This is a genomic window from Marinobacter alkalisoli (assembly GCF_045449855.1).
In the GTDB taxonomy this organism is placed as follows: Bacteria; Pseudomonadota; Gammaproteobacteria; order Pseudomonadales; family Oleiphilaceae; genus Marinobacter.
This window is the reverse complement of sequence record NZ_JBJJLC010000059.1, coordinates 1-19,965: the sequence shown is the minus strand read 5'-3', so window position 1 is coordinate 19,965 and position 19,965 is coordinate 1. Positions and strand designations below refer to the sequence as shown.

Sequence of the window (19,965 nt, the reverse complement as noted above, 5' to 3'; positions counted from 1 at the left end):
CTACCCCCAAGTTAAGAGGCGCAAGGGATCACTAGCAAGATAACCGATTTCAATAAGAACGTCCTGAGATGACCACTAAAGTCCAAGAGCGTATGATTCCGCCCTCAAACTGAACTTGTATAGAAACAGGTACCCGACCGTGGCCCGTATAAAGCTCTCTTTCCCGGATGATGTCTTCTGCTTTGAAACCAGAATGCCCGTCAGAATCACCGACATCAACGGCGCCAATCACTTGGGCAACGACGCCCTGATCTCCATGCTCTCGGAAGCTCGGGCCCAGTTCCTGGTGAAATACGGCATCCAGGAGGCTGATCAGAACGGCGTCGGTATCATCGTTACCGACCTGGCCACCATGTACCAGTCCGAATCGTTTTTCCCGGAAATGCTGCGGTTCGAAGTCGGGCTGATGGATTTCAACAAGTATGGCGGTGATTTCGTGTTCCGCGTCAGCAAAGCCGAGAGCGGCCAACCGGTAGCACTGGCCAAATACGGCTTCGTGTTCTTCAACTACCAGCGCAAGGCTGTTGTGCCAATGCCTGAAGACTTCCGGTCACGCTTCGCCTGATCGCTGGAGTTTGGCCATGCCGGCGCGGTAGAACGTGTAGGCCATCGCGCCAGCCATCAGATTGCCCACCAGCGCCCCGCTCATCAGACCGGTAAGGCCGCTGATCTGCGAGCCAATCCACAACAGTGGCAGAAAACAGACGAACAGCCGTAACGTGGAAACCAGCAAGGCCCGCAGCGACAGCCCAAGGGCATTACACACTGACACCATCAGCATGCAGACGCCAAGGCCGCTGTAACTGAGTGGCACCCGCACCAGATAGTTGCCCAGCACCTCCTGCACTTCGGCATCGCTGGTAAACAGCTGCGCCACCAACCCCGAGGCAAGCACCCAGATCAGGCCAATGGCCAGTTGCCAGCCCACCACAAAACGTACCGCCAGGCGCACCAGTTTGCGGATCTGGCCAATGTCGCCGGCCCCCAGCATGCGCCCGATCATTGGCGGCATGGACATGGTCAGCGCCAACACCACCACGATTGAAAAGAATTCCAGTCGGGTTCCCAGCCCCCAGGCGGCGACAGCAGCGGACCCGAATCCCGCCACCAGGGCCGTGGCCAGCATGGCCGACGCCGGCGGCATCAGTTGGCTGACCATGGCCGGCGCCATGATGCCGTTGAGCTGTTTCAGCGTCTTGCCGAGGTTAAGCTGACGTAGCTCGAAACTGATCCATTGGCGTCGCAATAGGGCCGGATAGATAATCAGCGAGCCAATGCCGAAGGCAGTAATGGTAGCCCACGCCGCTCCGGGAAGGCCCCAGCCAAACACGAAGATGTACAGTGGATCCAGCGCGATGTTGAGCAGGCTGGTGGCAATCATCAGGTAGCCTGGCAACTTGGTGTCGCCATGGGAGCGGCAGATGCTGTATCCGAAGTAGAGCATGGCACCCGTCCAGGCCGAGACCAGCCAGGGCGCCCAGTATTCGTTGATGACCGGCAGCAGCGCCTGCTCCGCGCCAAGCAGGGTCAGGATGTGGGTTTGTAGCAACCAGACCGACGCACACAGCACCAGGGCCAGGGAAGCGCCCACGGTAATCACCAGCCCGCCCAGTCGCTGTGCCCTGAGCTCGTCGTTCTGGCCGAGGGTGCGGGAAATGATGGCCGTGGTGGCAATGCCCAGGCCAACGTACATGCCGCTGACCAGTTGTTGCATGGGAACGGTAAAACCAAGGGCAGCCAGCGGGTCACGACCCAACTGGCCCACAAAGGCACTGTCGGCAAGATGGAAGGTCATCAGTGAGAGTACCCCGAACAGCATGGGCCAGGTCATGGAAAACAGCTGGCGGGCCAGGGTGGTGTTGTCGGGCGGGGTACTCACGGGTGATCTGGTGCTCGGATCAGGTCTTTGAAGTGACGGTAGGTCGGGTTAGCAAAGCGTAACCCGACACTGAACAGGATCAAAGCACCTTCAAGGCTGCGTCATAATCCGGTTCGTTCTTGATCTCGCTGACCAGCTCGCTGTGCAATACCTTGTTGCTCTCATCGAGCACCACCACCGCGCGGGAACACAGGCCGGCCAGGGGACCGCTCTGGATGGCGACGCCATAGTCCTGCTGGAAGCTGTAGTTGCGGAAGGTGGAGAGGGTTTCCACTTCCTTGAGCCCTTCCGCACCGCAGAAGCGGCCCGTCGCGAACGGCAGGTCGGCGGAGATGACGAGGACTACGGTGTTGTCCAGGCTGCCGGCTTTTTCGTTGAATTTGCGGGTGGATGCGGCGCACACGCCGGTGTCGATGCTGGGGATGATGTTAAGGATTTTGCGTTTGCCGGCCCAGTTTTCGAGTTTGACTTCTTCCAGGCCGCTGCTGGTCAGGGTGAAGGGCGGGGCGTTGTCGCCGGCTTGGGGGAATTTTCCACTGACTTCTATGGGGTTGCCATCGAGGGTTACGTTGCTCATTGCGATGCTCCTGTTGTCTGGATTCTGTTAGGACAGCTTACTCTGTTTAGCTTAGATTGGATGATTTTTCATCCTCTACCTTGGTGCATAGCGGTCAGGGTGGCACTGTCCTAAATACGCTTCAAGCTTTGGGGGTGATCGGCCAGGGTGACACCTCCCAAAACACGCTCAAGCTCATCCATGAGGCGCTTGGGCTCCGCCATCCCTGGCTCCGCACAGTTTTGGGAGGTGTCACCCTGGCCGATTCCGAACTTGGGAGTTGTATTCCGGCCTTCCATTTTGACTAACGCGTTGAAACTGGTTGCGATTCGAAGCCTGCTGCCGGGTGGCGCTGAACCAGTAGCAAGTAGCTGGCCAGGGACGCTGCGGCGCTGGCGGCGATGATGGTGGCCATGACCAGGGAAGTGCCGTCGTGCAGGTGACCAACGAGTATGCCCGCCACAGCGGCGACGGCCATCTGGGTGAAGCCGAACAGCGCGGAGGCGGAGCCGGCCATGTGGGGGAAGTTGGCCATGGCGCCGGCCATGGTCTGGGGCAGGACCATGCCGACGCCGACCATGAACAGGGCCTGGGGCAGGATGACCGCCCAGACGCTGTATATTTCGGCTACTGCCAGGCCGGCCATGATCGCGCCGCCAACCACGGCGATGGTGAGGCCCCGCACCAGAATCTGGTCCGGTACCTGCCGGCTGCCGAGGCGGATGGCGCTCAGGTTGCCGGTGACGTAGCCCACCACGATGCAGGCGAAGAAGAGTCCGAAATGTTCGGGCTCCACGCCCAGGAAATCGATCAGCACGAAGGACGAGCCAGACAGGAACGCGAACAGACCGGAGAAGATCAGGGCGTTGGTCAGGGTGTAACCGAGGAAGCTGATGTCCGTCGCGATGGTACGGTAGTTCCGCAACAGGCTGCACAGCCGCAATGGCTGGCGGTATTCCGGGCGCATGGGCTCGGGAATGCCGAAGGCCACGACCACGGCCATGATCAGTGCGTAGCCGGCCAGCACGATGAAAATGGAGGCCCAGCCCAGGCCGGAGACCATAAACCCGCCGATAGTCGGTGCAATCGCAGGAGCCAGGGCCATGATGCTCGCGAGAATAGCCATAATGCGGGCAGATTCCCGTGGCGTATAGATGTCACGAATGGCCGCCCGACCCAATACCGGGCCAGCGGAACCGCCGAGTGCTTGCAGGAAACGGCAGAGCATCAGGGTTTCGATATTGGTGGCGAAGGCACACCCAATGCTGGCGAGGGCAAACAGCAGAAAACCGCCGATCATAATCGGTTTGCGACCAAAGCGGTCGGCCAGCGGGCCGCAAACCAGCTGCGCCAGTGCAAATCCCATCATGTACAGGCTGAGGGTGAGCTGTACCTGATCGGTTCCGGTGCTGAAATCACTGCCGATCTGCGGCAGCGCCGGCAGATACATATCGGTGGCCAGCGGCCCCAGAGCTACGGCGGCGGCGAGTAAAATCGTTGTCCAGACACTGGTGAGTGCGAGCATTGCTTATCCCGGGATCTTCGGAGGTAACGCGCTGGGTGGGAACCGGCCTTCTGAAACACGCTGTGAATACATCCCTGTACGCTCGGCTCCGCCATCCATGGCTCCGCACGGTTTCAGAAGGCCGGTTCCCACCCAGCGCTTGATCTGACTCTGGGAGTTTACGCCCGTGTCTCTATGGGATAACGGCTTATCGCTTCATACGATGTATGAACGAAATCGATTGATTATTCGTTTAGACCGTTCATCGTCGCCGCCACGGCGTTGACCTGGTTGCGAAGCCAGCGGTGGGCGGGGTCGTTCTGGTTGCGGCGGTGCCAGAGCATCAGCAGGGTGAAAGGTTTGAAATCGAAGGGCAGGGGAACCGAGGCGAAGCCCCTGAGTAAGTGATTACTCATACGTTCCGGCGCGGTAGCCAGCATATCGGTACCACGCAGGAATTCCGGCAGACCTGAGAAATTGGACACGGTGACCACATTGCGCCGGGTCAGCCCGCGGGTGTTCAGTGACGTTTCCAGAGCCGGCTTTTCACCGGTGGCGAACAACAGGGACACATGGTCCGCTTTGAGATACTCCGCCATGTCCTGTGGCGGCTCGCGGTGATCCGGGTCGTAGAACACCACCATACGGTCGGCCATCAATCCGCGCTGCATGATGTCCGTTGTCTCCGGTGCGTGGGGTGAGATGATCAGGTCACAGACATCCTTGCGGAGCATGTCGGCGGTGGGAATGCCGGAGGGAATCACTTGCAGCCGAATGCCCGGTGCCTCCCGCCGCAGAGTACTGACCAGCCCGGGTAACAGCAGATCGCGCTGGTAATCGTTGGCGGCGATGGTGAAGGTGAACTCCGCGGTCGCGGGCGTGAACGGCGGTCCGCTGGACAGGGACTGCAGATCATCCAGAATCTGCCGGATATGGGGCCCCGCCCGCAGCGCGTACTGTGTGGGTGTAATACCGCGCCCGGACTTCACAAACAACGGATCCCCGAGTGCCTGACGTAACCGGTCCAGGGTGTGACTCACGGCCGACTGGCTGACCCCCAGACGAACCGCCGCGCGGGACACACTGCCCTCGTCAAGCACCGTCAGAAAGGTGCTCAGGGAGCGAGTGTCGAGGTTTAATGTATCGATGCCGTTCATGGATCGCAGTGTAATCCACTTACACCCTGGTCGCATACACAAAGTAGGATCCCTGAACTAGTGTATGGTGAGTGATCGCTCAATAATGGCAGGAGGCACCATGACGCTCAAACTTGCGTTCGACGTATACGGCACGCTGGTCGATCCCATGGGCATGGCGGATCTATTAAAGCAGGACGCTGGTGAAAGCGCAGAGGCTGTCAGCGCTCTTTGGCGGGAGAAACAACTGGAGTTCTCCTTCCGCAAAGGTCTGATGCGGGTCTATGAGGACTTCGGTGTTTGCACTCGTCAGGCCCTGCGGTACGCCATGGCCACTCATGAACTGCCGTTGGCCGGGAAGCGAGAGGATGAGTTGATGACCGCGTATCTGTCCCTGCCGGCGTTTGATGATGCGTTGCCTGCACTGAAAGCCCTGAAAGGCAATTATCCGCTGTTCGCATTCTCTAACGGAAGCTACCCCGCACTGGAAAAAGTACTGGGCCATAACAATCTGCTGGATCAGTTCGAAGGCCTGGTTTCCGTTGATGATATCAAGAGTTTCAAACCTGACCCGGCCGTATACACCTATGCCAGAAGGGCAACGGGAGCCTGGGATGAACCGCTATGTCTGGTATCGAGTAATGCCTGGGACGTGATTGGCGCACGAGCCGCCGGCTTGAAAGCGGTCTGGGTGCAGAGAGATACCAACAAGGTCTTTGAAGACTGGGGCATAGAACCGTCAGCGGTAATAAACAGCCTCTCAGAGCTGCCCGCGGCCCTTAAACACCTCTAGAAAGGAATTCCGGGGCCCGTCAGCGCTGCAGCCCCCGGGTCAGCAGACTGATGCTCTCATCCAGCGTCCGCTTGCCGGTCAGTTCGTCGTCGCCGCTGCAGATTTCCAGCAGCACGGCGCCATGCACCACGGCCCACAGGGTGCGGACGGTGGCATCGGGATCGGCAGTGACACGGAATCGGCGCTCGGCCATGCCAGTTTTGAGGAAGTTGGCAAACAGCTCAAACGCGGTCGACCTGGATAATACGCCGAACAGGTCGGCCTCAATGGCCACGGGGGTGCTGGCCGCCAGGAATAGGGCGCGGTCGGAGCCGGCCAGTTCACGGTAGATGTGGGCGGCCTGTCGCAGCATGGCTTCCGGGGGTGTCTCGGGGAGGGCGGCCATCAGTCGTCGTTGCCACTCTTCCACCCAGGCCTCATAGAGCGCGCGGATCAGACCAGGTCTATCACTGAACATGGATTCGACGGTAGGCAGAGGTGTTTCGCTCTTTTCAGCCAGAGACTCGAGAGTGAGCGCGGCCATACCGTCGCTGCGAACAATGTCGCGGGCCATGGCAACCAGTCGGTTGCGTTGGGCCTGGCTGTCGGAATCGGTCTTTGCGTCCTCTGGCTTTGGGGTCATAAAACCATTCCTTTTCGGTCACGGTGTTGTCGACTTGCCCTTCTTCAATGATAGCAGCCTTGTGACAGCACTGAGGACAGATTAGTCAGACCGCTCTGCCAGCCACTCCGCCAGCTCCAGCCAGCTTTCTCCGGGCGCCTTGCTGCCCGCCAGAATCCCCATATGGCCCCCGGGCACCACCCGGAACGTCTTGTCAGCTGAACTGACGTGATCCATCACCCGCTTGGCCGCACCGGGTGTCGCCAGAGTGTCCTCCTGACCGGCGATGGCCAGTAAGTTGGCATTCACATTTTCCAGACGGGCGACATCTTCACCAATCTGAATTTCTCCTTGCGACAGCTGATTATCAATCCAGATCCGCACTACTGTGTCCTGAATAATCCCGCCCGGGTATGCCACCATCCGGTCCAGAAACGCCGACGTCGTCGCGTGGTTACTCACAAACTCCCGGTCACCCAGCCGCACAATCAGCTCCCAGTACCCCATCACACTGCCAATCGGATTGGTCAGCTTGAAACCAATCGTATTGGCCCAGCCCGGTGTGTGAAACCAGTGGGGTTTGACATCGTGGATGCGAAAACCGGTGCGCTTGCGCACAAAATCCGCGACATCCGCCACACGCTGGTACATCAGCCCCATCAGACCGGACGCATGACTGTCGACGGGCAAACCCAGAACCACCGCATTGCGAATATGCTGATCCTTGCTCAGGGCCGAGTAGAACAGAGTGAACATACCGCCCATGCTCCAGCCATGCAGCGATAGCTCCTGCTCGCCACTGTGCTCCCGCACCCGGTTCAGATAGGCCGGCAGCAACTCCGCGACATAGGTGTGCAGATTGTAGTGACTGTGCTGGCGGGTCGGGATGCCCCAGTCGATCAGGTACACCTCGAACCCTTTCGCCCGCAGGAAACGCACCAGACTGCGCTGGGGAAACAGATCGTAGATCAGCATATTCACCGCCAGTGGCGGCACAATCACAATCGGCGTCTTGTGGGCGGTGCGCTCCACCGCAATGGTTTCACCATCCAGCTCGATAAAATCCTCCGCCAGCGGCGGGTAATACCGCAGACTGACCAGCCCGTCGGTATACAGTGTTTCAAACGGCGTTTGCCCCGCCTGCACCAGACTGGCGGCGCGGAAAACCCGGTCGAAGGCATTGCCGGCGTACAGCGCCGTTTGCCGGGTGAGTCCCGACGCTTTGTCAGCCGCGGATTTGAAGAGGTTTGGCATGGGAATGTCCATAGAAGCAATGACCCGGAATTATGACGAATGCAGGGCGGGCAATACAAAGGTTGGCCGAGCGGGTAGGAGAGTCTTTTCCCAGACCGTGCATTGCCAAGGATGGCAATGCCGAGCCCCCAGGGATGGGTTTACGGCGTGTCTGGGAAAAGACTCTCCTACCTGCGCAGACTCCATAGCCCGCAGGCTGGAGCAAGAATAGTGCAGGGATAGTGATTCACGCTATGGCATAACCGTCAGATAGTCAGGGCAAACGGGTCACTTCAGGCCACTGCCCAATCACGACTCTGATTGATATGATTGCACCCCATTGGAAACAACAACCAAAACAGGACCACCATGCTCAGCTTCCTGCCTGCTCCCATTATCGGCGTCCTCAGCTCCATCCTGCTGGGAATCAACACCCTGTTCTGGTGCCTATTGCTCTACATACCGGCGCTGTTGAAACTGGTCATCCCCCACCAGGGCTTCCGCGTGCTCTGCACCAGAGCCATCATCTGGATCTCCGAATCCTGGGTGGCCTGCAACACCGGCTGGATGAAACTGACCCATGGCACCCGCTGGGAGGTGAAAGGCGCAGAAAATCTGCAGCGGGAAAGCTGGTACCTGGTGCTCAGCAACCACCAGAGCTGGGTCGATATCTTCGCCATGCAGCGGGTGTTCAATCGCCGCGCGCCGTTTCTGAAATTCTTCCTGAAGCAGCAGCTGATCTGGGTGCCGGTGATTGGTCTGGCGTGGTGGGGGCTGGATTTCCCGTTTATGAAGCGCTACACCCGGGAATACCTGATCAAGCACCCCGAGAAGCGCGGTGAAGATCTCAAGGCTACCCGCAGGGCCTGTGAAAAGTTCCGCCACACCCCGGTGAGTGTGATGAACTTCGTCGAGGGCACACGGTTCACCCAGGCCAAGCACGACAAGCAGAAATCCCCCTACACCCACCTGCTCACCCCCAAGGCCGGCGGCGTTGCCTTCGTGCTGGACGCCATGGGCGACTCCATCCAGACCCTGGTGGACGTCACCATTGCCTACCCGGGTGGCGCGCCCAGCTTCTGGGACTTCATCTGTGGTCGGGTAGGGGAAGTGAAAATGGAGATCCACACCGCGACCATCCCGGAACATCTGAAGGGGCGGGATTATTCAACGGATGCGGAGCATCGCAGAAACGTGAAGGATTGGCTGGCGAACCAGTGGCGGGAGAAGGATCAGCGCCTGTCCGCGATGCTGGGACACACCGCCGGACAGGCGATTGGAGCCTCATCCGAGTCTCAGTAGGTAGCCAGTGCCTGTAGCGCAAGCTCCTGCCCGACATCCCGCAGGGACACCTGCTGTTCCCGTTTCTCAAAGCCCCCGTCCGTAGCAATCCAACGGCGATCCTCATCGGTTTGCGGAGGAACGCCGTTGGAACTTACCATCGCCTGAACCGAGCCGTCACGGACGTCGAGAATGCGAATGTTGAACTCGTTGCCGGACACCTGGCTGAGCACCATCAGGTAGTCCGCGTGCTGGGCCAGCGCCCGCATTTCCAGCCGCGCCTGGTCCGGCGAGAGGCGGGAGAACTCGCCATTTTCCAGAGCATTGTCGGTGATTCGCATGATGGCGTCGCGGTCCACTACGGTGACACCGGCCCTTGTCAGCTGGGACACAAAGCCACTCTGAAGATCAAAAGCCGGCGCCAGCGGTGCGCTGCGTCGCCCGGAGCGGGTTTCTACCTGGGCGGCGGCTTTGGACTGACCTTCAAGGCTGACATCGCCATCGGGAATTTCGCCTTTCAGGCTGCCCTGGCCGGAGACCACAACCCGGCGCTGACTGGCCCAGTCACTGACCTGGTCGTTGAAGGCCCGGTTCCAGAAAATGGCCATACGCGGATTCTCGCTTCCCTTACCATTACGGAAACGCTGAACGATGGCTTCGGCGGATTCGGTACGTTGAGAGGCGTTAGCCTCGTTGCGCAGGTCATCCTCGGTCAGCGGTTTCTGGGGGGAGGCCTTCATCGGCGCTGCCGCATGGTCATTGGCTGCCTGTACATTCAATGGCAGCAAACCGGTGGTTAGCAGTGCAATCAGGATGCGTCTCATCACTCAAGCTCCCTGACTTCTACCCGGTACTTCAGCGGCTGGGTGCTGGTGGACAGGGTCTTATAGGCACTCACGCTGTTGGCGGGAATGGTGGAACGCTGCCAGGTGGGTTTGGCGTCCACCGGTACGCCATCCTGGTCAAAGAACTGGGTACGGGCTTCAATGCGGTAGTCGTAGTCGGTGTGGTTGCGCAACACGGCATAGACTTCGGTGGTGCCGGTTTCGGTGCGGCGACGGCCATGGTTTTCCACCGACAGGCGATAGGTTTCCCCGCTGCCCATAATGCCTTCGCTCCAGCTACGGCTGAGGTCGTAGTCGGTAAAGACCACCGTGTTGTATTCCACCGGGGCGGTGCGCCCTTCCAGTTTTGTGGAGCTACTGGGCATGGAGGTGCAGCCGGCCACCAACAGGGTGGTTGCGGCAGTCATTGCAATCAGTGTTCGAAACATGGGGTTTCTCCTTTGCCTGTCAGGGCCGCCGGGACGTGGCGAGCGCCAGTCCCTGGCCATGACCGTCGAAGTGGAATTCAGTGGTATCGGTCAGGCCGGGGATGGGCTCGCCGTTCTTGTCCAGGAACCGCACCGTCACCTGCTGGCCGGGCTCTGCGGTCACCGGAATGATGTGCAGGGTGTCCGGCAAGGCTTCCCAGTAGCGGATATCGGCGCGCACGTTGGCGGAGGCGGACATGCCCTGAGCCGCAACGCTGACCAGGCTGATGGCGGCGAAGCCGGCGCCGATCACACCACCGGCTGCGGCACTGGCGCCAGCCAGAACGTTGTTCTGGCTGACGGCGCTGAGGTTGGTGCCAACGTCCCGCGTGGTTTCCTTGTACTGGACCTGGCCTTCCACGATGCGGTCAATGGCGCGACCGCCCCGGGTGGAGGCCTGGAAATAGATATCCTCCATGGGATAGACCGTTTCCCAGCCGCCATCGGTCTGCCATTGGGCGCCAAAATCCGGGAAGTTCTTGCCGCGACGGTAGACAAGCTGATAGTGGCCAACACCGTCCCCCAGCTTGCGGGGGGAGTGGCCGGTTTCCACAATCAGCAATGCGTTATGTTCTTCCGATGGAATGGGGGCGTCCGGGCGAAACGCCTTCAGCTCCTCGAAATGCTCTTCCGCCAGCTTGTTGCTCTCCATCTGCATCGCAGCCCAGCCGGCCAGATAGATCAGCGCCGCGAAATCCGCGCTGTTCTGTTCCTCCTCGGCGAAGGCATCCTGCAGCAGCCCGCCAATGAAGCTGGCACGGGCGTTACCGTAGTCTCCCTCTTCCAGAAAGGTCAGGCCCAGATAGAGGTACACCATGGAACGCTCATAGGGTTCGCCCTTGAAGTCCTTCTCGGCTTCCTCATACCAGACGCTGCGGGCTTTGCGGGCCGCGTCGTCGTCGGCGTAGATGCTTTCGATGCTGACCCGTGCACGATCCAGCGCTTTTTGGGCTTCATCCAGGTGCCCGGCGCGGTACGCCTTGAGGCCGATCTCCATCAGGTTCAGTACTTCGTTGCGGCGGCCTTCCTCATAGAGGTTGCGGAAGTCCGTCTGGAGCACGGCGGGCTTGCCGGCAACGACCTGTTCCTGTTCGCTGGAGAGGCTCGCCCGATCGTAGGTCTTGGGACCGGTGGCGCAACCCGCCAGCGACATCGACAGGATTGCGCTGGCCAGCAGTGCCGGTTGGTTTTTAGCGGTAAACCACATCGTCACGTCCCGCCTTGCGCATTTCGTAGAGCCCGCTCCAGACGATGGTGCCCAGCTCCATATCCACCATTTCAAAGGTGATCTGGCTGTAGCGCGACTGGGTACCATCACTGCGGTCCGAGGCGTCCAGGGAGGTGATCCGGCCCGCCAGCCGATAGTCCGCTCCAGCCTGGGCGGCGGTTTCGCGAATAGTGCCGCCATCCACGGCGCCGTCCCGTTTCAGGTCGCGCTCTTTCTGGACCATGCCGGCGTATTCCCGACCAACGAAGATCATACGGCCATTGGCGGCGCGGTTGAGCTCGATGCGAAGGCGGTCCGTCAGCATGTTGGTGTTGACCACCGATGAGCTTTCGTTCCGCATGTATTCGTTATCAATGATGATGCGCGGCGGGACATCACGACCCGCCAGCATCCGGTTGGCCAGCATATCGCGCATCATTTCGTCGGTAACCGCGACAATGTCCTGGCTTTCAATGCCAACGCCGCCGACCTTGCCGGTGGTGGAGGCATCTTCATACACCGTCGCCTCGCCACGGGTGTTATCAATATTGCTGGCGCAACCCGCCGCCAGTGAAAAGGACAATGCCAGGCCTGCGGCCCTGGCTAATGGGGGAATGGAACGCATAGACAAACTCCAGTCAGGTAAATCACGTAAATCAGGGGATCGGCGGAGCAGGCACTCCGCCGGTGATAATCAGTAGGCTGAGGCCAGGGCGCCCTCGAGTTCTGGGTATACCTGCAGGGTCACCTGCATGGCGTCGCCATAAGTTGGCTCTCGACCGTATTTCTGCGTCAGGTACACGGCCATGTCCTGCAGGGAGTCAAAGCTCATATCGGAAGAGTCGCGGATGGTTTCCCAGCCGCCGGAAGCGGAGATGGCGGCTTCGCGACCGGCGTCTTTACCCATTTGGGAGCCGATGATGCCGCCAATCAGCCCGGCAAATGGGACTGAGTCCAGTACCTGATCCGCGACCATGCTGCCGGCCGCCGCACCGACACCGGAGCCAACGGTGCTGCCTATGCTGGCGTTGGTACCGATATTGACCCATTCCGCCAGAACCCCATCGGAGGTGTACGGGCTCATGAATTCCCCCTGATTGTCGCGGCGCACCATTTTGGTCAGCAGGTCATCGGACATGGGTTCAGCGGCGATAGCGGGCATGGTCATGCCGGAACAGGCGCCGTCATCCATCATTTCGCCATACTGGAAACAGGTTCTGCGTTGGCCCTCGGGGAGCAGGTAGTTGGTCATCCAGCCGTGAGTGACATCATTCAGCATGTTTGTTGAGCTGGTGAGCCGGCTGCCCATGTAGGTGTCGACCTGGGCTTGTGGTCCCATGGCGGTTTGCTGGTTCCTGCGAACCAGGGTCGTGGTGGTGTTGGCTGCCGGGTTGGCGGTCAGGATAAGGTGGGTGCCGGATTCGATACCTGCTTTAAAGACGCCGGAGGTTGCTGTCAGGGTCTGGACGTTCACTGTCTGACCGTTATAGGAACTGGCGGAATTCTGGCGGGTCAGGAAACGCGCTTCACCCTCAAGTTCCCCGCTGTTGGCAGTGCCTTCCGTGCGCACCTTTGCTTTGCTTGTCGAACTGCTGGCATCGGTGGTGACGGTCTGGGTGTAACTGCCAACGCCAACGAACGGTCCCTCAGGCATGCCATCGACGCACTCGCCCTCGAGAAGTTTCACAGACTCAATACGGGTGTCTTGCTCCATCTCGAACTGGTCGCCGTGGCGGGCCTGTATGGCTTTGATTTCAGCCTCGGATTTGCCATGGGTCACCATCCATTGCCCGGCGGTGTTCAGTTCGCAGTCGATGGCATCAGTGGTATCAAAGTAACTGTCCGGAGACGCCCGGAATTGCTGGAAACTGGTGCGCAGTGCTTGGTGCCGTTGTTGCAGATCCTCATCGGTAAATTGGGGTGAGGATTGCAGTTCCGCCTGACTGACGGTTGCCATGGAGCCGCCCATATAGGCCGGGTTTGTCGCCAGGCAGCCAGTGAGAGTTGTTGAAAGTATGATAACGCCGAGTAGTGACTTCTTATTGCTCATCGTTCCGTCCGCTGTGTTGCTGTGTATCCGGACCGCGTCAAATTTTGTGACGCGGTTCTCCTGTTGCATTACAGATACTTCATGCTGGCGGTTACGGAATCCCCTAAACAGGGTATATGGCTAACCGGGTTCTGGATGCCATTAAATATAACTAATTGAAATCAAGTTAGTTTTACGAAAGATCGGGAAAAGAAAGACGTGCTCTCAAGCGTCAAACTTTGTAAAACCTGAGCGCGGGCGGGATTGTCGCGGGTAATAAAACGGGGTCGGGTCGAAGTGATCAGCCCTGATCGTCTTCGACCTCATCGGGATGTTCCCGCTTGTAACGCTCCCATTCTTCCCAGTCGTGGGGCGTGCCGGCATGGGGGCGGCGCAGGTGCTTGGCGTGTTCCATGGCGTTATGGCGCAGGCTGTGGTCCCGCTCCTCGTCGTCTTCGTCGAAACCGTACTTTTTCAGGAACTCATCGGGGCTGATGGGCATGGGAGATCACCTCCGTCGGTGCAATAAACTCCTACCAATTACGATGCGCCCGTCGCCCCGGTTTTTCAAGCCCCGGTGGTTTCGCTGTCTGTGCCCTTGTCCGTTGCTATTTCTTCCGCGCTCACCAGCTTGAAGTTGATCTGTTTCCGTTCCTCGTCCACATCCGCGAAGGTAACGGTGACCGGCTGTTCCAGCTGGAAAATGCGGCCGTTCTTGTTATGAATCAGGCGCAGGGTGATGGGATCAAAGCTGTATTTGCCATCCAGGGTGCGGCAGCTGACAAAGCCCTCAAGGCCGTTGGCGTCCAGGCGCACGAAGAATCCGGCGGGCACGGTACGGCTGATCACGCCAGTCATGGGCTCGGAACCCAGGGATTTGGCGAAATCACTCTTGAGCCAGCTTTCCAGGTTGTTGGCGGCCTGGCGGGCATTGATCTGGGTGGCCTGCAGTACCGCAAGCTGTTCGTCCGTGAGTTCGCCCAGAGGCTCCTGCCACAGCGCCGCCTTGATCAGCCGGTGTACATAAAAGTCGCTGAACTTGCGCAGGGGCGAAGTGAAGGTCGTGTAGGCCGGCAGCCCCATGCCCTGGTGAGGCGCTGCCTCGAATGCCAGTTCCGCACGCGCGAGCTGGCGGGAGAGGATGGCCTTGACCGGTACTTCGGCGTCCAGGTTTTCCGTGCGTTTCATCAGTTCCCGGAAGCCCTCGGCGGAGGTGGCATCCACCGCGGACAGATCCGGGGCGTAGCCTTCGAGTAGCGCCCGGACATTGTCGGCGCGGTCGTCACGCAGGCCCGGATGCTGAATAAACAGCCCTTTGCCTTGTTGACTGAGGAAATCCGCGGCACAGCGGTTGGCCGCCACCATGCATTCCTCCACCAGTCGGTGGGCTTCGTTCTGTACCGACGGCTCGATCAGCCGCACCCGCTTGTTCTCGTCCAGGCGCAGACGGAACTCGGGGCGGTCAGCACTCAGCAGTGCGTGCTCACTGCGCCATTTGCGCAGGGCGGTGGCGGCCTGGTGCAGTTGGTCGAGGCTGTTGGCAACGGCGTCCGGCAGGGCCTTGATGTCGTCGTCCTCGCGGCCTTCGATCAGGTTGGATACCAGCTCATAGCTGAGCTTGCCCTTGGACTGGATCATTGCCTTGTGGAAGCTGTAGTCACCCAGGCTGCCGTCGTTGTTGACCTGCAGATCGCAGACCAGGGCCAGGCGGTTCACCTCAGGCATCAGTGAGCACAGCCGGGTGCTGAGGCTGTCCGGCAGCATTGGCAGCGGCTCGCCCGGGAAATAGATGGCGGTTGCCCGCCGGAAGGCTTCGGATTCCGCCGCGCTGCCGGGCTCGATCACCGCTGTGGGGTCGGCGATGGCGATGGAGAGCTTCCAGCCGGTGGCGTTGGGCTCGGCCAGCAGGGCATCGTCCATGTCCTGGGTGCCGGGGCCGTCGATGGTGACGTAGGGCAGATCGGTACGGTCCTCACGATCACCCGCACGTGTCTCGATGGTCGCCTCGCTGAGGGCGTCCGCCTGTTGCTGAACCGGGTCCGGCCAGGCATCTGGCAAATCGAAGGTGGCCAGCGTGAGCGCGCGCTCGATGCCGGTGTCGCCGGGTTTGCCCAGCACTTTCAGGATCTTGGCCTGGCCCTTGCCGTCCTTGATGGGGTGCTTGTGGATGCGGCAGTAAATGAAGTCGTCCTGCCCGGCGTTCATCCGCTCTTTCGGTGGAATGAAGATCCAGCGGTTGATACCCGGGGTTTCCGGTACCACGAAATGCCCCTTGCCCTTGATCAGGTAACGGCCGACAAAGGTGGTCAGGTTGCTTTCCAGCAGCTCGTCCACCACGCCTTGGGTTTTACCCTTGTCACCTTCCTGTTCGGTGACGTTGACGCGGTCACCGGGCAGCACTTTCTGCATTTCCTCCGGCGGCAGGAACACGTCACGGCCCTCATCCAGCACTACGAAACCGAAACGTCCGTTGGTGGCTTTGACGGTGCCGGGAAAGACCACCTTGTTATCTTTGATGTCGGTTTTCAGCTGGCGCAACTGGCTGAGGGCGTCGGCATTGAGCATGAACAGGACCTGGCTGGCGAATAATGAATGTCAGGGGCGGAGTATACCGGTTATGACCGGACGCGTCAGACCTCTTGCTCAATCCCGGGTCACGCGGGGCGACAGGCAAGCCGACGCCGGAAGCCCGTCATACCCTTACTGGTTATGCTCTGAAAATACCCGGGTCTGGCCGTCCTCGTTAAACATGATGACTTTGTAATGGTCCTTCCGGTCGCCCATTTCCATACCCGGTGAGCCGGCCGGCATGCCCGGAACACTCAGGCCAGTTGCTTTGGGCGCTTCGGACAGCAGGCGTTTGATGTCATCCGCCGGAACGTGGCCTTCGATCACATAGTCACCGACAAACGCCGTGTGGCAGCTTCCCAGTCCGGCAAGGAGGCCAGCCTCGGCTTTGATTTTTCCCAAGTCGTCGGTGTCGGTGGCAGTGACGTCGAAGCCGTTATCTTCCAGGTGGTCGATCCAGTCGCTGCAGCAGCCGCAGTGGGGGGATTTGTACACATGGATACTTTCTGCTTCATCCGCGGCCAGCAACGGGCTGCTGGCCAGGGCGCTGAGTCCGAAGGCGGCGGTGAGGCCGAGAGCTTTTTTACGCAGAGTCATGTCTGTTTCCTCAGTGATGATGGCTGTGATCGTCGTTGGCGGCGCCGGCGGAAGAAGGTGACAGCCAGAACCACCAGACGATGGCCGCCATCAATACCAACCCTCCGGCATTGACCAGAAGTGTGCCCATCAGTTCCGCTCCTCTTGCTGGTGGTCGCCGGGTTGTTGGCTGGTTCGGAACAACCGCAGGCGATTGGCATTCGTGACCACGGTTACGGACGACAGCGACATGGCGGCGCCGGCCAGGATCGGGCTCATCAGTATGCCCCACACAGGGTAGAGCAGGCCGGCGGCGACCGGAATACCCATGGAGTTGTACACAAAGGCGCCAAACAGGTTCTGATGGATGTTCCGAACGGTGGCGCGGGATATCTCGATGGCATCGGGCACGCCGTGCAGGGAGCCGCGCATCAGGGTGATGGCGGCGCTTTCAATGGCGACGTCGGTACCAGTGCCGATGGCAAAGCCGACATCGGCGGCCGCCAGTGCCGGGGCGTCGTTGATGCCATCCCCCACCATGGCCACGGTGTAGCCCTTGCTACGCATGGTGCTGACCACATCGGCCTTGTCTTCGGGAAGCACTTCGGCGCGGTAGTCGTCGATTCCTGCCTTGGTGGAAATGGCTTTGGCGGTGGCATCCACATCTCCAGTCACCATCATTACCCGGATACCGGCATCGTGCAGGCGCTGGATGGCGGCCTTGGAGTCCGGCTTGATGGCATCCGCCACGCCGATGACACCAAGCACGTCCTGGCCGAGTGCCAGGAATAGCGGCGTGCCAGCCTCCTCGGTGATGGTCGCGGCCGCGTCAGCCAGAGCATCGACGGACAGGCCTTCGGCTTCCAGCCAGCGGCGGTTGCCCAGGCGCAGGGGCTGGCCGTCGAACTCGCCCTGAACCCCCTTGCCGTTCAGTGCCTCGAAGCCGGTGACTTTCTCGGGCTGCACACCGTTCTCTTCCGCTTTGCCCAGGATGGCCTCGGCGAGCGGGTGTTCGGAATGCTGTTCCAGGCCTGCCGCCAGCGCCAGTAAGCGTTGCTCATCTTCATCGCTCGCGTATACCCGCGTGACCGCCGGATGCCCCTCGGTAATGGTGCCGGTCTTGTCGAGAATCACCAGGTCCACCTTGCCGGCGGTCTGCAAGGCATCGCCCTGGCGAATCAACGCGCCGTATTCGGCGGCCTTGCCCACGCCCACCATCACCGACATCGGCGTGGCCAGACCCAGCGCACAGGGGCAGGCAATGATCAGCACTGTGGTTGCAGCCACCATCATGTGCACCACCGCAGGTTCCGGTCCGAGGTTGTACCAGACCAGGGCAGCGGCCACGGCAATCAGCATCACGCTGGGCACGAACACCGATGAAATCTTGTCCGCCAGGCGACCAATAGCGGGTTTCGAGCCCTGGGCCTTTTTCACCAGCTTGATGATCTGGGCCAGGGCGGTGTCACTGCCCACGCGGGTGGCTTCGTAGATGATGGAGCCGTGGGTGTTGAGGGTGCCGGCGGAGACTTCGTCGCCTTCGCCTTTGCTGACCGGCATGGGTTCCCCGGTGAGCATGCTTTCATCGATGCGGGTGCTGCCTTCGGCGATAACGCCGTCCACCGGTAACTTCTCACCGGGCCGCACGCGAATATGATCGCCTTTACGGACGTCTTCCACCGGAATGTCCTGTTCCTCGCCATCGCGAATCACTCGCGCGGTTTTTGCCCGCAAATCCAGCAGGCGACGAACCGCCTCGGAGGTCTTGCCCTTGGCCCGCAATTCCAGGGCCTGGCCCAGATTGATCAGGCCGATGATCATCGCGGAGGCCTCAAAATAGACATGGCGCGCCATTTCCGGCAAGGCCTCCGGGACACTGGCAACCACCATGGAATAGAGCCAGGCGGTACCGGTACCCAGGGCAATCAGCGTGTCCATGTTGGCGTTATGGTGGCGGAGGGCTTTCCAGGCGCCCACGAAGAAGTGGCCGCCGGTGGCGATCATGACGCCCAGAGTGAGAATGCCGAGGTTGATCCAGGTGACCTGGTTGTCTGCGGTCACCATCATCGAGCCAAAGCCCATGCCCCAGACCATCAGCGCCACGCCCAGACCCAGACTGATGCCCATTTTGACCAGTAGGGTCTTGTACTGTTTGTGATCCTCCTGCTGCCGACGTTCGTCGGCCTCGTCCTCGTCTTCAATCACACGGGCGCCATACCCGGCGCTTTCCACTGCCTTGATCAGCGCCGCCGGATCGGCCTTGCCGCTGGCAGTGGCGGTGTTGTCCGCCAGATTCATATGGGCATGGCTGATGCCGGACACCGACATCAAGGCTTTCTCGATGGTATTAACACAGGACGCGCAGGTAGCGCCGGCCACGGCCAGATGAATCTGCCCGTTTGCGGTGGCCGCCGGTTCTGCCTGAACGCCTTTGGCGACTGTCCCGGCGGCATCCCTGGATGGATGATCCGTCTGGCCACCGTCGTTATTGCCGTCTTCAGCCGTGTCCGCGCAGCCAATGGCAGATTCTGATGCCTCCCCGACAGGCTCCGCGGGGTAACCGGTTTCCGTCACAATCCGCGCTGCCTCGGCGGCATCCAGGCCTCCCGGCAGGGCCACCGTCTGTTTGTCGAGGTCCACTTCCACCAGCTCTCCGTCGCCGGTCAGCGGTGCCAGGGCAGTGCGGATCTTCTTTACACAGCTCTGACACGAGGCCCCGGAAATACTGAGCATGGTCTGTAGCACAGGTGCGTCCGTCATTCGTTGTTACTCCTCAACCCGATCGCCTGCCCGTCAGAGGGCGTTGGCTCTTCCCAGTGTTCGATCAACCGGCAAATGGTGTGGCCATCCGGCGTACCATCCGGCATGTCCTGCCATGCCACCAACGCCGAGGTCATCCGATTGCGCAGCTCCTGCAGCTCACGAATCTCCCGTTCCACCTCAGCCAGCCGCTGCTGAAATACGTCCCGCACCATCGGACACGGCGAATGATGATCGTCCGCCTGATCCAGAATCTGCCGGATCTCCGGCAGTGAAAACCCCAGCTTCCGGGCCTTGCGGGCAAACCGCAGCCGCCGCAGGTCCTCGGCATCGAACTGCTGGTAGTTGTTGTCCGGATTGCGGGTCGGCTTCAACAGGTTTTCCCGGGTGTAGAACCGCACGGTATCCGGATTGACGCCGGCGGCCTCTGCAATGTCTTTGACTTTCATAGCCTGTTTCTCACCCCGAAATGAGTAATGGTCAAAGGAATCCACGACTGAAGTAAGCGGAGTGTTGAGGCAGGAGCGACT

General features: G+C 60.2%; 19 protein-coding genes. 3 read left to right on the top strand and 16 right to left on the bottom strand.

The genetic code is table 11. The annotated features are described in order from the left end of the window. Positions 1-139: 139 nt before the first annotated feature. On the top strand, positions 140-565 hold the full coding sequence (locus ACJO5Y_RS19665; RefSeq protein ID WP_297792660.1) for a thioesterase family protein: 426 nt from the start codon (positions 140-142) through the stop codon (positions 563-565). Here the strand turns inward: ACJO5Y_RS19665 and ACJO5Y_RS19660 are convergent. The 4 genes from ACJO5Y_RS19660 to ACJO5Y_RS19645 form a co-directional block, all read right to left on the bottom strand. Further along, positions 551-1,831 (bottom strand): MATE family efflux transporter, encoded by a 1,281-nt coding sequence (locus ACJO5Y_RS19660; protein WP_406989653.1) that lies wholly within the window; start codon positions 1,829-1,831, stop codon positions 551-553. The genes ACJO5Y_RS19665 and ACJO5Y_RS19660 overlap by 15 nt on opposite strands. 127 nt (positions 1,832-1,958) lie before the next feature. Further along, positions 1,959-2,456, bottom strand: coding sequence for a thiol peroxidase (gene tpx / locus ACJO5Y_RS19655; RefSeq protein ID WP_406989540.1), 498 nt, complete (start codon positions 2,454-2,456; stop codon positions 1,959-1,961). Positions 2,457-2,739: 283 nt separating this feature from the next. Next, positions 2,740-3,960, bottom strand: coding sequence for a Bcr/CflA family multidrug efflux MFS transporter (locus ACJO5Y_RS19650; RefSeq protein WP_406989539.1), 1,221 nt, complete (start codon positions 3,958-3,960; stop codon positions 2,740-2,742). Between the two features lie 224 nt (positions 3,961-4,184). Continuing rightward, positions 4,185-5,096 (bottom strand): LysR family transcriptional regulator, encoded by a 912-nt coding sequence (locus ACJO5Y_RS19645; RefSeq protein WP_406989538.1) that lies wholly within the window; start codon positions 5,094-5,096, stop codon positions 4,185-4,187. Positions 5,097-5,196: 100 nt separating this feature from the next. Between ACJO5Y_RS19645 and ACJO5Y_RS19640 the strand changes: the two genes are divergently transcribed. Then, positions 5,197-5,868 carry a haloacid dehalogenase type II gene (locus ACJO5Y_RS19640; RefSeq protein ID WP_406989537.1) on the top strand — a complete coding sequence of 224 codons (672 nt, stop codon included), beginning with the start codon at positions 5,197-5,199 and terminating at the stop codon, positions 5,866-5,868. Positions 5,869-5,887: 19 nt separating this feature from the next. Here ACJO5Y_RS19640 and ACJO5Y_RS19635 read toward each other — a convergent pair whose 3' ends face one another. Together ACJO5Y_RS19635 and ACJO5Y_RS19630 are read right to left on the bottom strand one after the other, a co-directional pair. Then, a complete protein-coding gene (locus ACJO5Y_RS19635; RefSeq protein ID WP_406989536.1) occupies positions 5,888-6,490 on the bottom strand; it encodes a TetR/AcrR family transcriptional regulator in 603 nt (200 codons plus the stop codon). 81 nt (positions 6,491-6,571) lie between these two features. Continuing rightward, positions 6,572-7,723 carry an alpha/beta fold hydrolase gene (locus ACJO5Y_RS19630; RefSeq protein WP_406989535.1) on the bottom strand — a complete coding sequence of 384 codons (1,152 nt, stop codon included), beginning with the start codon at positions 7,721-7,723 and terminating at the stop codon, positions 6,572-6,574. A 348-nt stretch (positions 7,724-8,071) separates the two neighbouring features. On the opposite strand from ACJO5Y_RS19630, the gene yihG reads away from it, so the two are divergent. After that, positions 8,072-9,004, top strand: coding sequence for a 1-acylglycerol-3-phosphate O-acyltransferase, YihG family (yihG, locus tag ACJO5Y_RS19625; RefSeq protein ID WP_406989534.1), 933 nt, complete (start codon positions 8,072-8,074; stop codon positions 9,002-9,004). Here the strand turns inward: yihG and ACJO5Y_RS19620 are convergent. The 10 genes from ACJO5Y_RS19620 to ACJO5Y_RS19575 form a co-directional block, all read right to left on the bottom strand. Continuing rightward, positions 8,998-9,807 carry a hypothetical protein gene (locus ACJO5Y_RS19620; RefSeq protein ID WP_406989533.1) on the bottom strand — a complete coding sequence of 270 codons (810 nt, stop codon included), beginning with the start codon at positions 9,805-9,807 and terminating at the stop codon, positions 8,998-9,000. The two genes, yihG and ACJO5Y_RS19620, sit on opposite strands and share 7 nt — an antisense overlap. Then, positions 9,807-10,256, bottom strand: coding sequence for a YcfL family putative periplasmic lipoprotein (locus tag ACJO5Y_RS19615; protein ID WP_406989532.1), 450 nt, complete (start codon positions 10,254-10,256; stop codon positions 9,807-9,809). Before ACJO5Y_RS19615 ends, ACJO5Y_RS19620 begins: the two co-directional genes overlap by 1 nt. A 19-nt stretch (positions 10,257-10,275) precedes the next feature. Further along, positions 10,276-11,502, bottom strand: coding sequence for a COG3014 family protein (locus ACJO5Y_RS19610; protein WP_406989531.1), 1,227 nt, complete (start codon positions 11,500-11,502; stop codon positions 10,276-10,278). Next, positions 11,486-12,127 (bottom strand): LpoB-related protein, encoded by a 642-nt coding sequence (locus tag ACJO5Y_RS19605; protein WP_406989530.1) that lies wholly within the window; start codon positions 12,125-12,127, stop codon positions 11,486-11,488. The genes ACJO5Y_RS19610 and ACJO5Y_RS19605 overlap by 17 nt, the downstream gene beginning before the upstream one ends. Before the next feature lie 69 nt (positions 12,128-12,196). Continuing rightward, positions 12,197-13,552, bottom strand: a complete 1,356-nt coding sequence (locus ACJO5Y_RS19600) for a hypothetical protein (RefSeq protein ID WP_406989529.1) — start codon at positions 13,550-13,552, stop codon at positions 12,197-12,199. Positions 13,553-13,832: 280 nt separating this feature from the next. After that, positions 13,833-14,033 carry a hypothetical protein gene (locus ACJO5Y_RS19595; RefSeq protein WP_406989528.1) on the bottom strand — a complete coding sequence of 67 codons (201 nt, stop codon included), beginning with the start codon at positions 14,031-14,033 and terminating at the stop codon, positions 13,833-13,835. A gap of 65 nt (positions 14,034-14,098) precedes the next feature. After that, positions 14,099-16,096 carry a ribonuclease R family protein gene (locus ACJO5Y_RS19590; RefSeq protein ID WP_406989527.1) on the bottom strand — a complete coding sequence of 666 codons (1,998 nt, stop codon included), beginning with the start codon at positions 16,094-16,096 and terminating at the stop codon, positions 14,099-14,101. A gap of 135 nt (positions 16,097-16,231) precedes the next feature. Beyond that, positions 16,232-16,696, bottom strand: a complete 465-nt coding sequence (locus ACJO5Y_RS19585) for a DUF411 domain-containing protein (RefSeq protein ID WP_406989526.1) — start codon at positions 16,694-16,696, stop codon at positions 16,232-16,234. 129 nt (positions 16,697-16,825) lie between these two features. Next, positions 16,826-19,435, bottom strand: a complete 2,610-nt coding sequence (locus tag ACJO5Y_RS19580; RefSeq protein ID WP_406989525.1) for a heavy metal translocating P-type ATPase — start codon at positions 19,433-19,435, stop codon at positions 16,826-16,828. Beyond that, complete coding sequence (locus tag ACJO5Y_RS19575) at positions 19,432-19,884, bottom strand: MerR family transcriptional regulator (protein WP_406989651.1); 453 nt, start codon at positions 19,882-19,884, stop codon at positions 19,432-19,434. The genes ACJO5Y_RS19580 and ACJO5Y_RS19575 overlap by 4 nt, the downstream gene beginning before the upstream one ends. Between the last annotated feature and the right edge of the window lie 81 nt (positions 19,885-19,965).

What these genes read in the sequence shown, in the direction of transcription:
- ACJO5Y_RS19660 (WP_406989653.1), bottom strand. Translation starts at nt 1,831, where the DNA reads ATGACCTGGCCCATGCTGTTCGGGGTACTCTCACTGATGACCTTCCAT.
- tpx (WP_406989540.1), bottom strand. Translation starts at nt 2,456, where the DNA reads ATGAGCAACGTAACCCTCGATGGCAACCCCATAGAAGTCAGTGGAAAA.
- ACJO5Y_RS19650 (WP_406989539.1), bottom strand. Translation starts at nt 3,960, where the DNA reads ATGCTCGCACTCACCAGTGTCTGGACAACGATTTTACTCGCCGCCGCC.
- ACJO5Y_RS19645 (WP_406989538.1), bottom strand. Translation starts at nt 5,096, where the DNA reads ATGAACGGCATCGATACATTAAACCTCGACACTCGCTCCCTGAGCACC.
- ACJO5Y_RS19640 (WP_406989537.1), top strand. Translation starts at nt 5,197, where the DNA reads ATGACGCTCAAACTTGCGTTCGACGTATACGGCACGCTGGTCGATCCC.
- ACJO5Y_RS19635 (WP_406989536.1), bottom strand. Translation starts at nt 6,490, where the DNA reads ATGACCCCAAAGCCAGAGGACGCAAAGACCGATTCCGACAGCCAGGCC.
- ACJO5Y_RS19630 (WP_406989535.1), bottom strand. Translation starts at nt 7,723, where the DNA reads ATGCCAAACCTCTTCAAATCCGCGGCTGACAAAGCGTCGGGACTCACC.
- yihG (WP_406989534.1), top strand. Translation starts at nt 8,072, where the DNA reads ATGCTCAGCTTCCTGCCTGCTCCCATTATCGGCGTCCTCAGCTCCATC.
- ACJO5Y_RS19620 (WP_406989533.1), bottom strand. Translation starts at nt 9,807, where the DNA reads ATGAGACGCATCCTGATTGCACTGCTAACCACCGGTTTGCTGCCATTG.
- ACJO5Y_RS19615 (WP_406989532.1), bottom strand. Translation starts at nt 10,256, where the DNA reads ATGTTTCGAACACTGATTGCAATGACTGCCGCAACCACCCTGTTGGTG.
- ACJO5Y_RS19610 (WP_406989531.1), bottom strand. Translation starts at nt 11,502, where the DNA reads ATGTGGTTTACCGCTAAAAACCAACCGGCACTGCTGGCCAGCGCAATC.
- ACJO5Y_RS19605 (WP_406989530.1), bottom strand. Translation starts at nt 12,127, where the DNA reads ATGCGTTCCATTCCCCCATTAGCCAGGGCCGCAGGCCTGGCATTGTCC.
- ACJO5Y_RS19600 (WP_406989529.1), bottom strand. Translation starts at nt 13,552, where the DNA reads ATGAGCAATAAGAAGTCACTACTCGGCGTTATCATACTTTCAACAACT.
- ACJO5Y_RS19595 (WP_406989528.1), bottom strand. Translation starts at nt 14,033, where the DNA reads ATGCCCATCAGCCCCGATGAGTTCCTGAAAAAGTACGGTTTCGACGAA.
- ACJO5Y_RS19590 (WP_406989527.1), bottom strand. Translation starts at nt 16,096, where the DNA reads ATGCTCAATGCCGACGCCCTCAGCCAGTTGCGCCAGCTGAAAACCGAC.
- ACJO5Y_RS19585 (WP_406989526.1), bottom strand. Translation starts at nt 16,696, where the DNA reads ATGACTCTGCGTAAAAAAGCTCTCGGCCTCACCGCCGCCTTCGGACTC.
- ACJO5Y_RS19580 (WP_406989525.1), bottom strand. Translation starts at nt 19,435, where the DNA reads ATGACGGACGCACCTGTGCTACAGACCATGCTCAGTATTTCCGGGGCC.
- ACJO5Y_RS19575 (WP_406989651.1), bottom strand. Translation starts at nt 19,884, where the DNA reads ATGAAAGTCAAAGACATTGCAGAGGCCGCCGGCGTCAATCCGGATACC.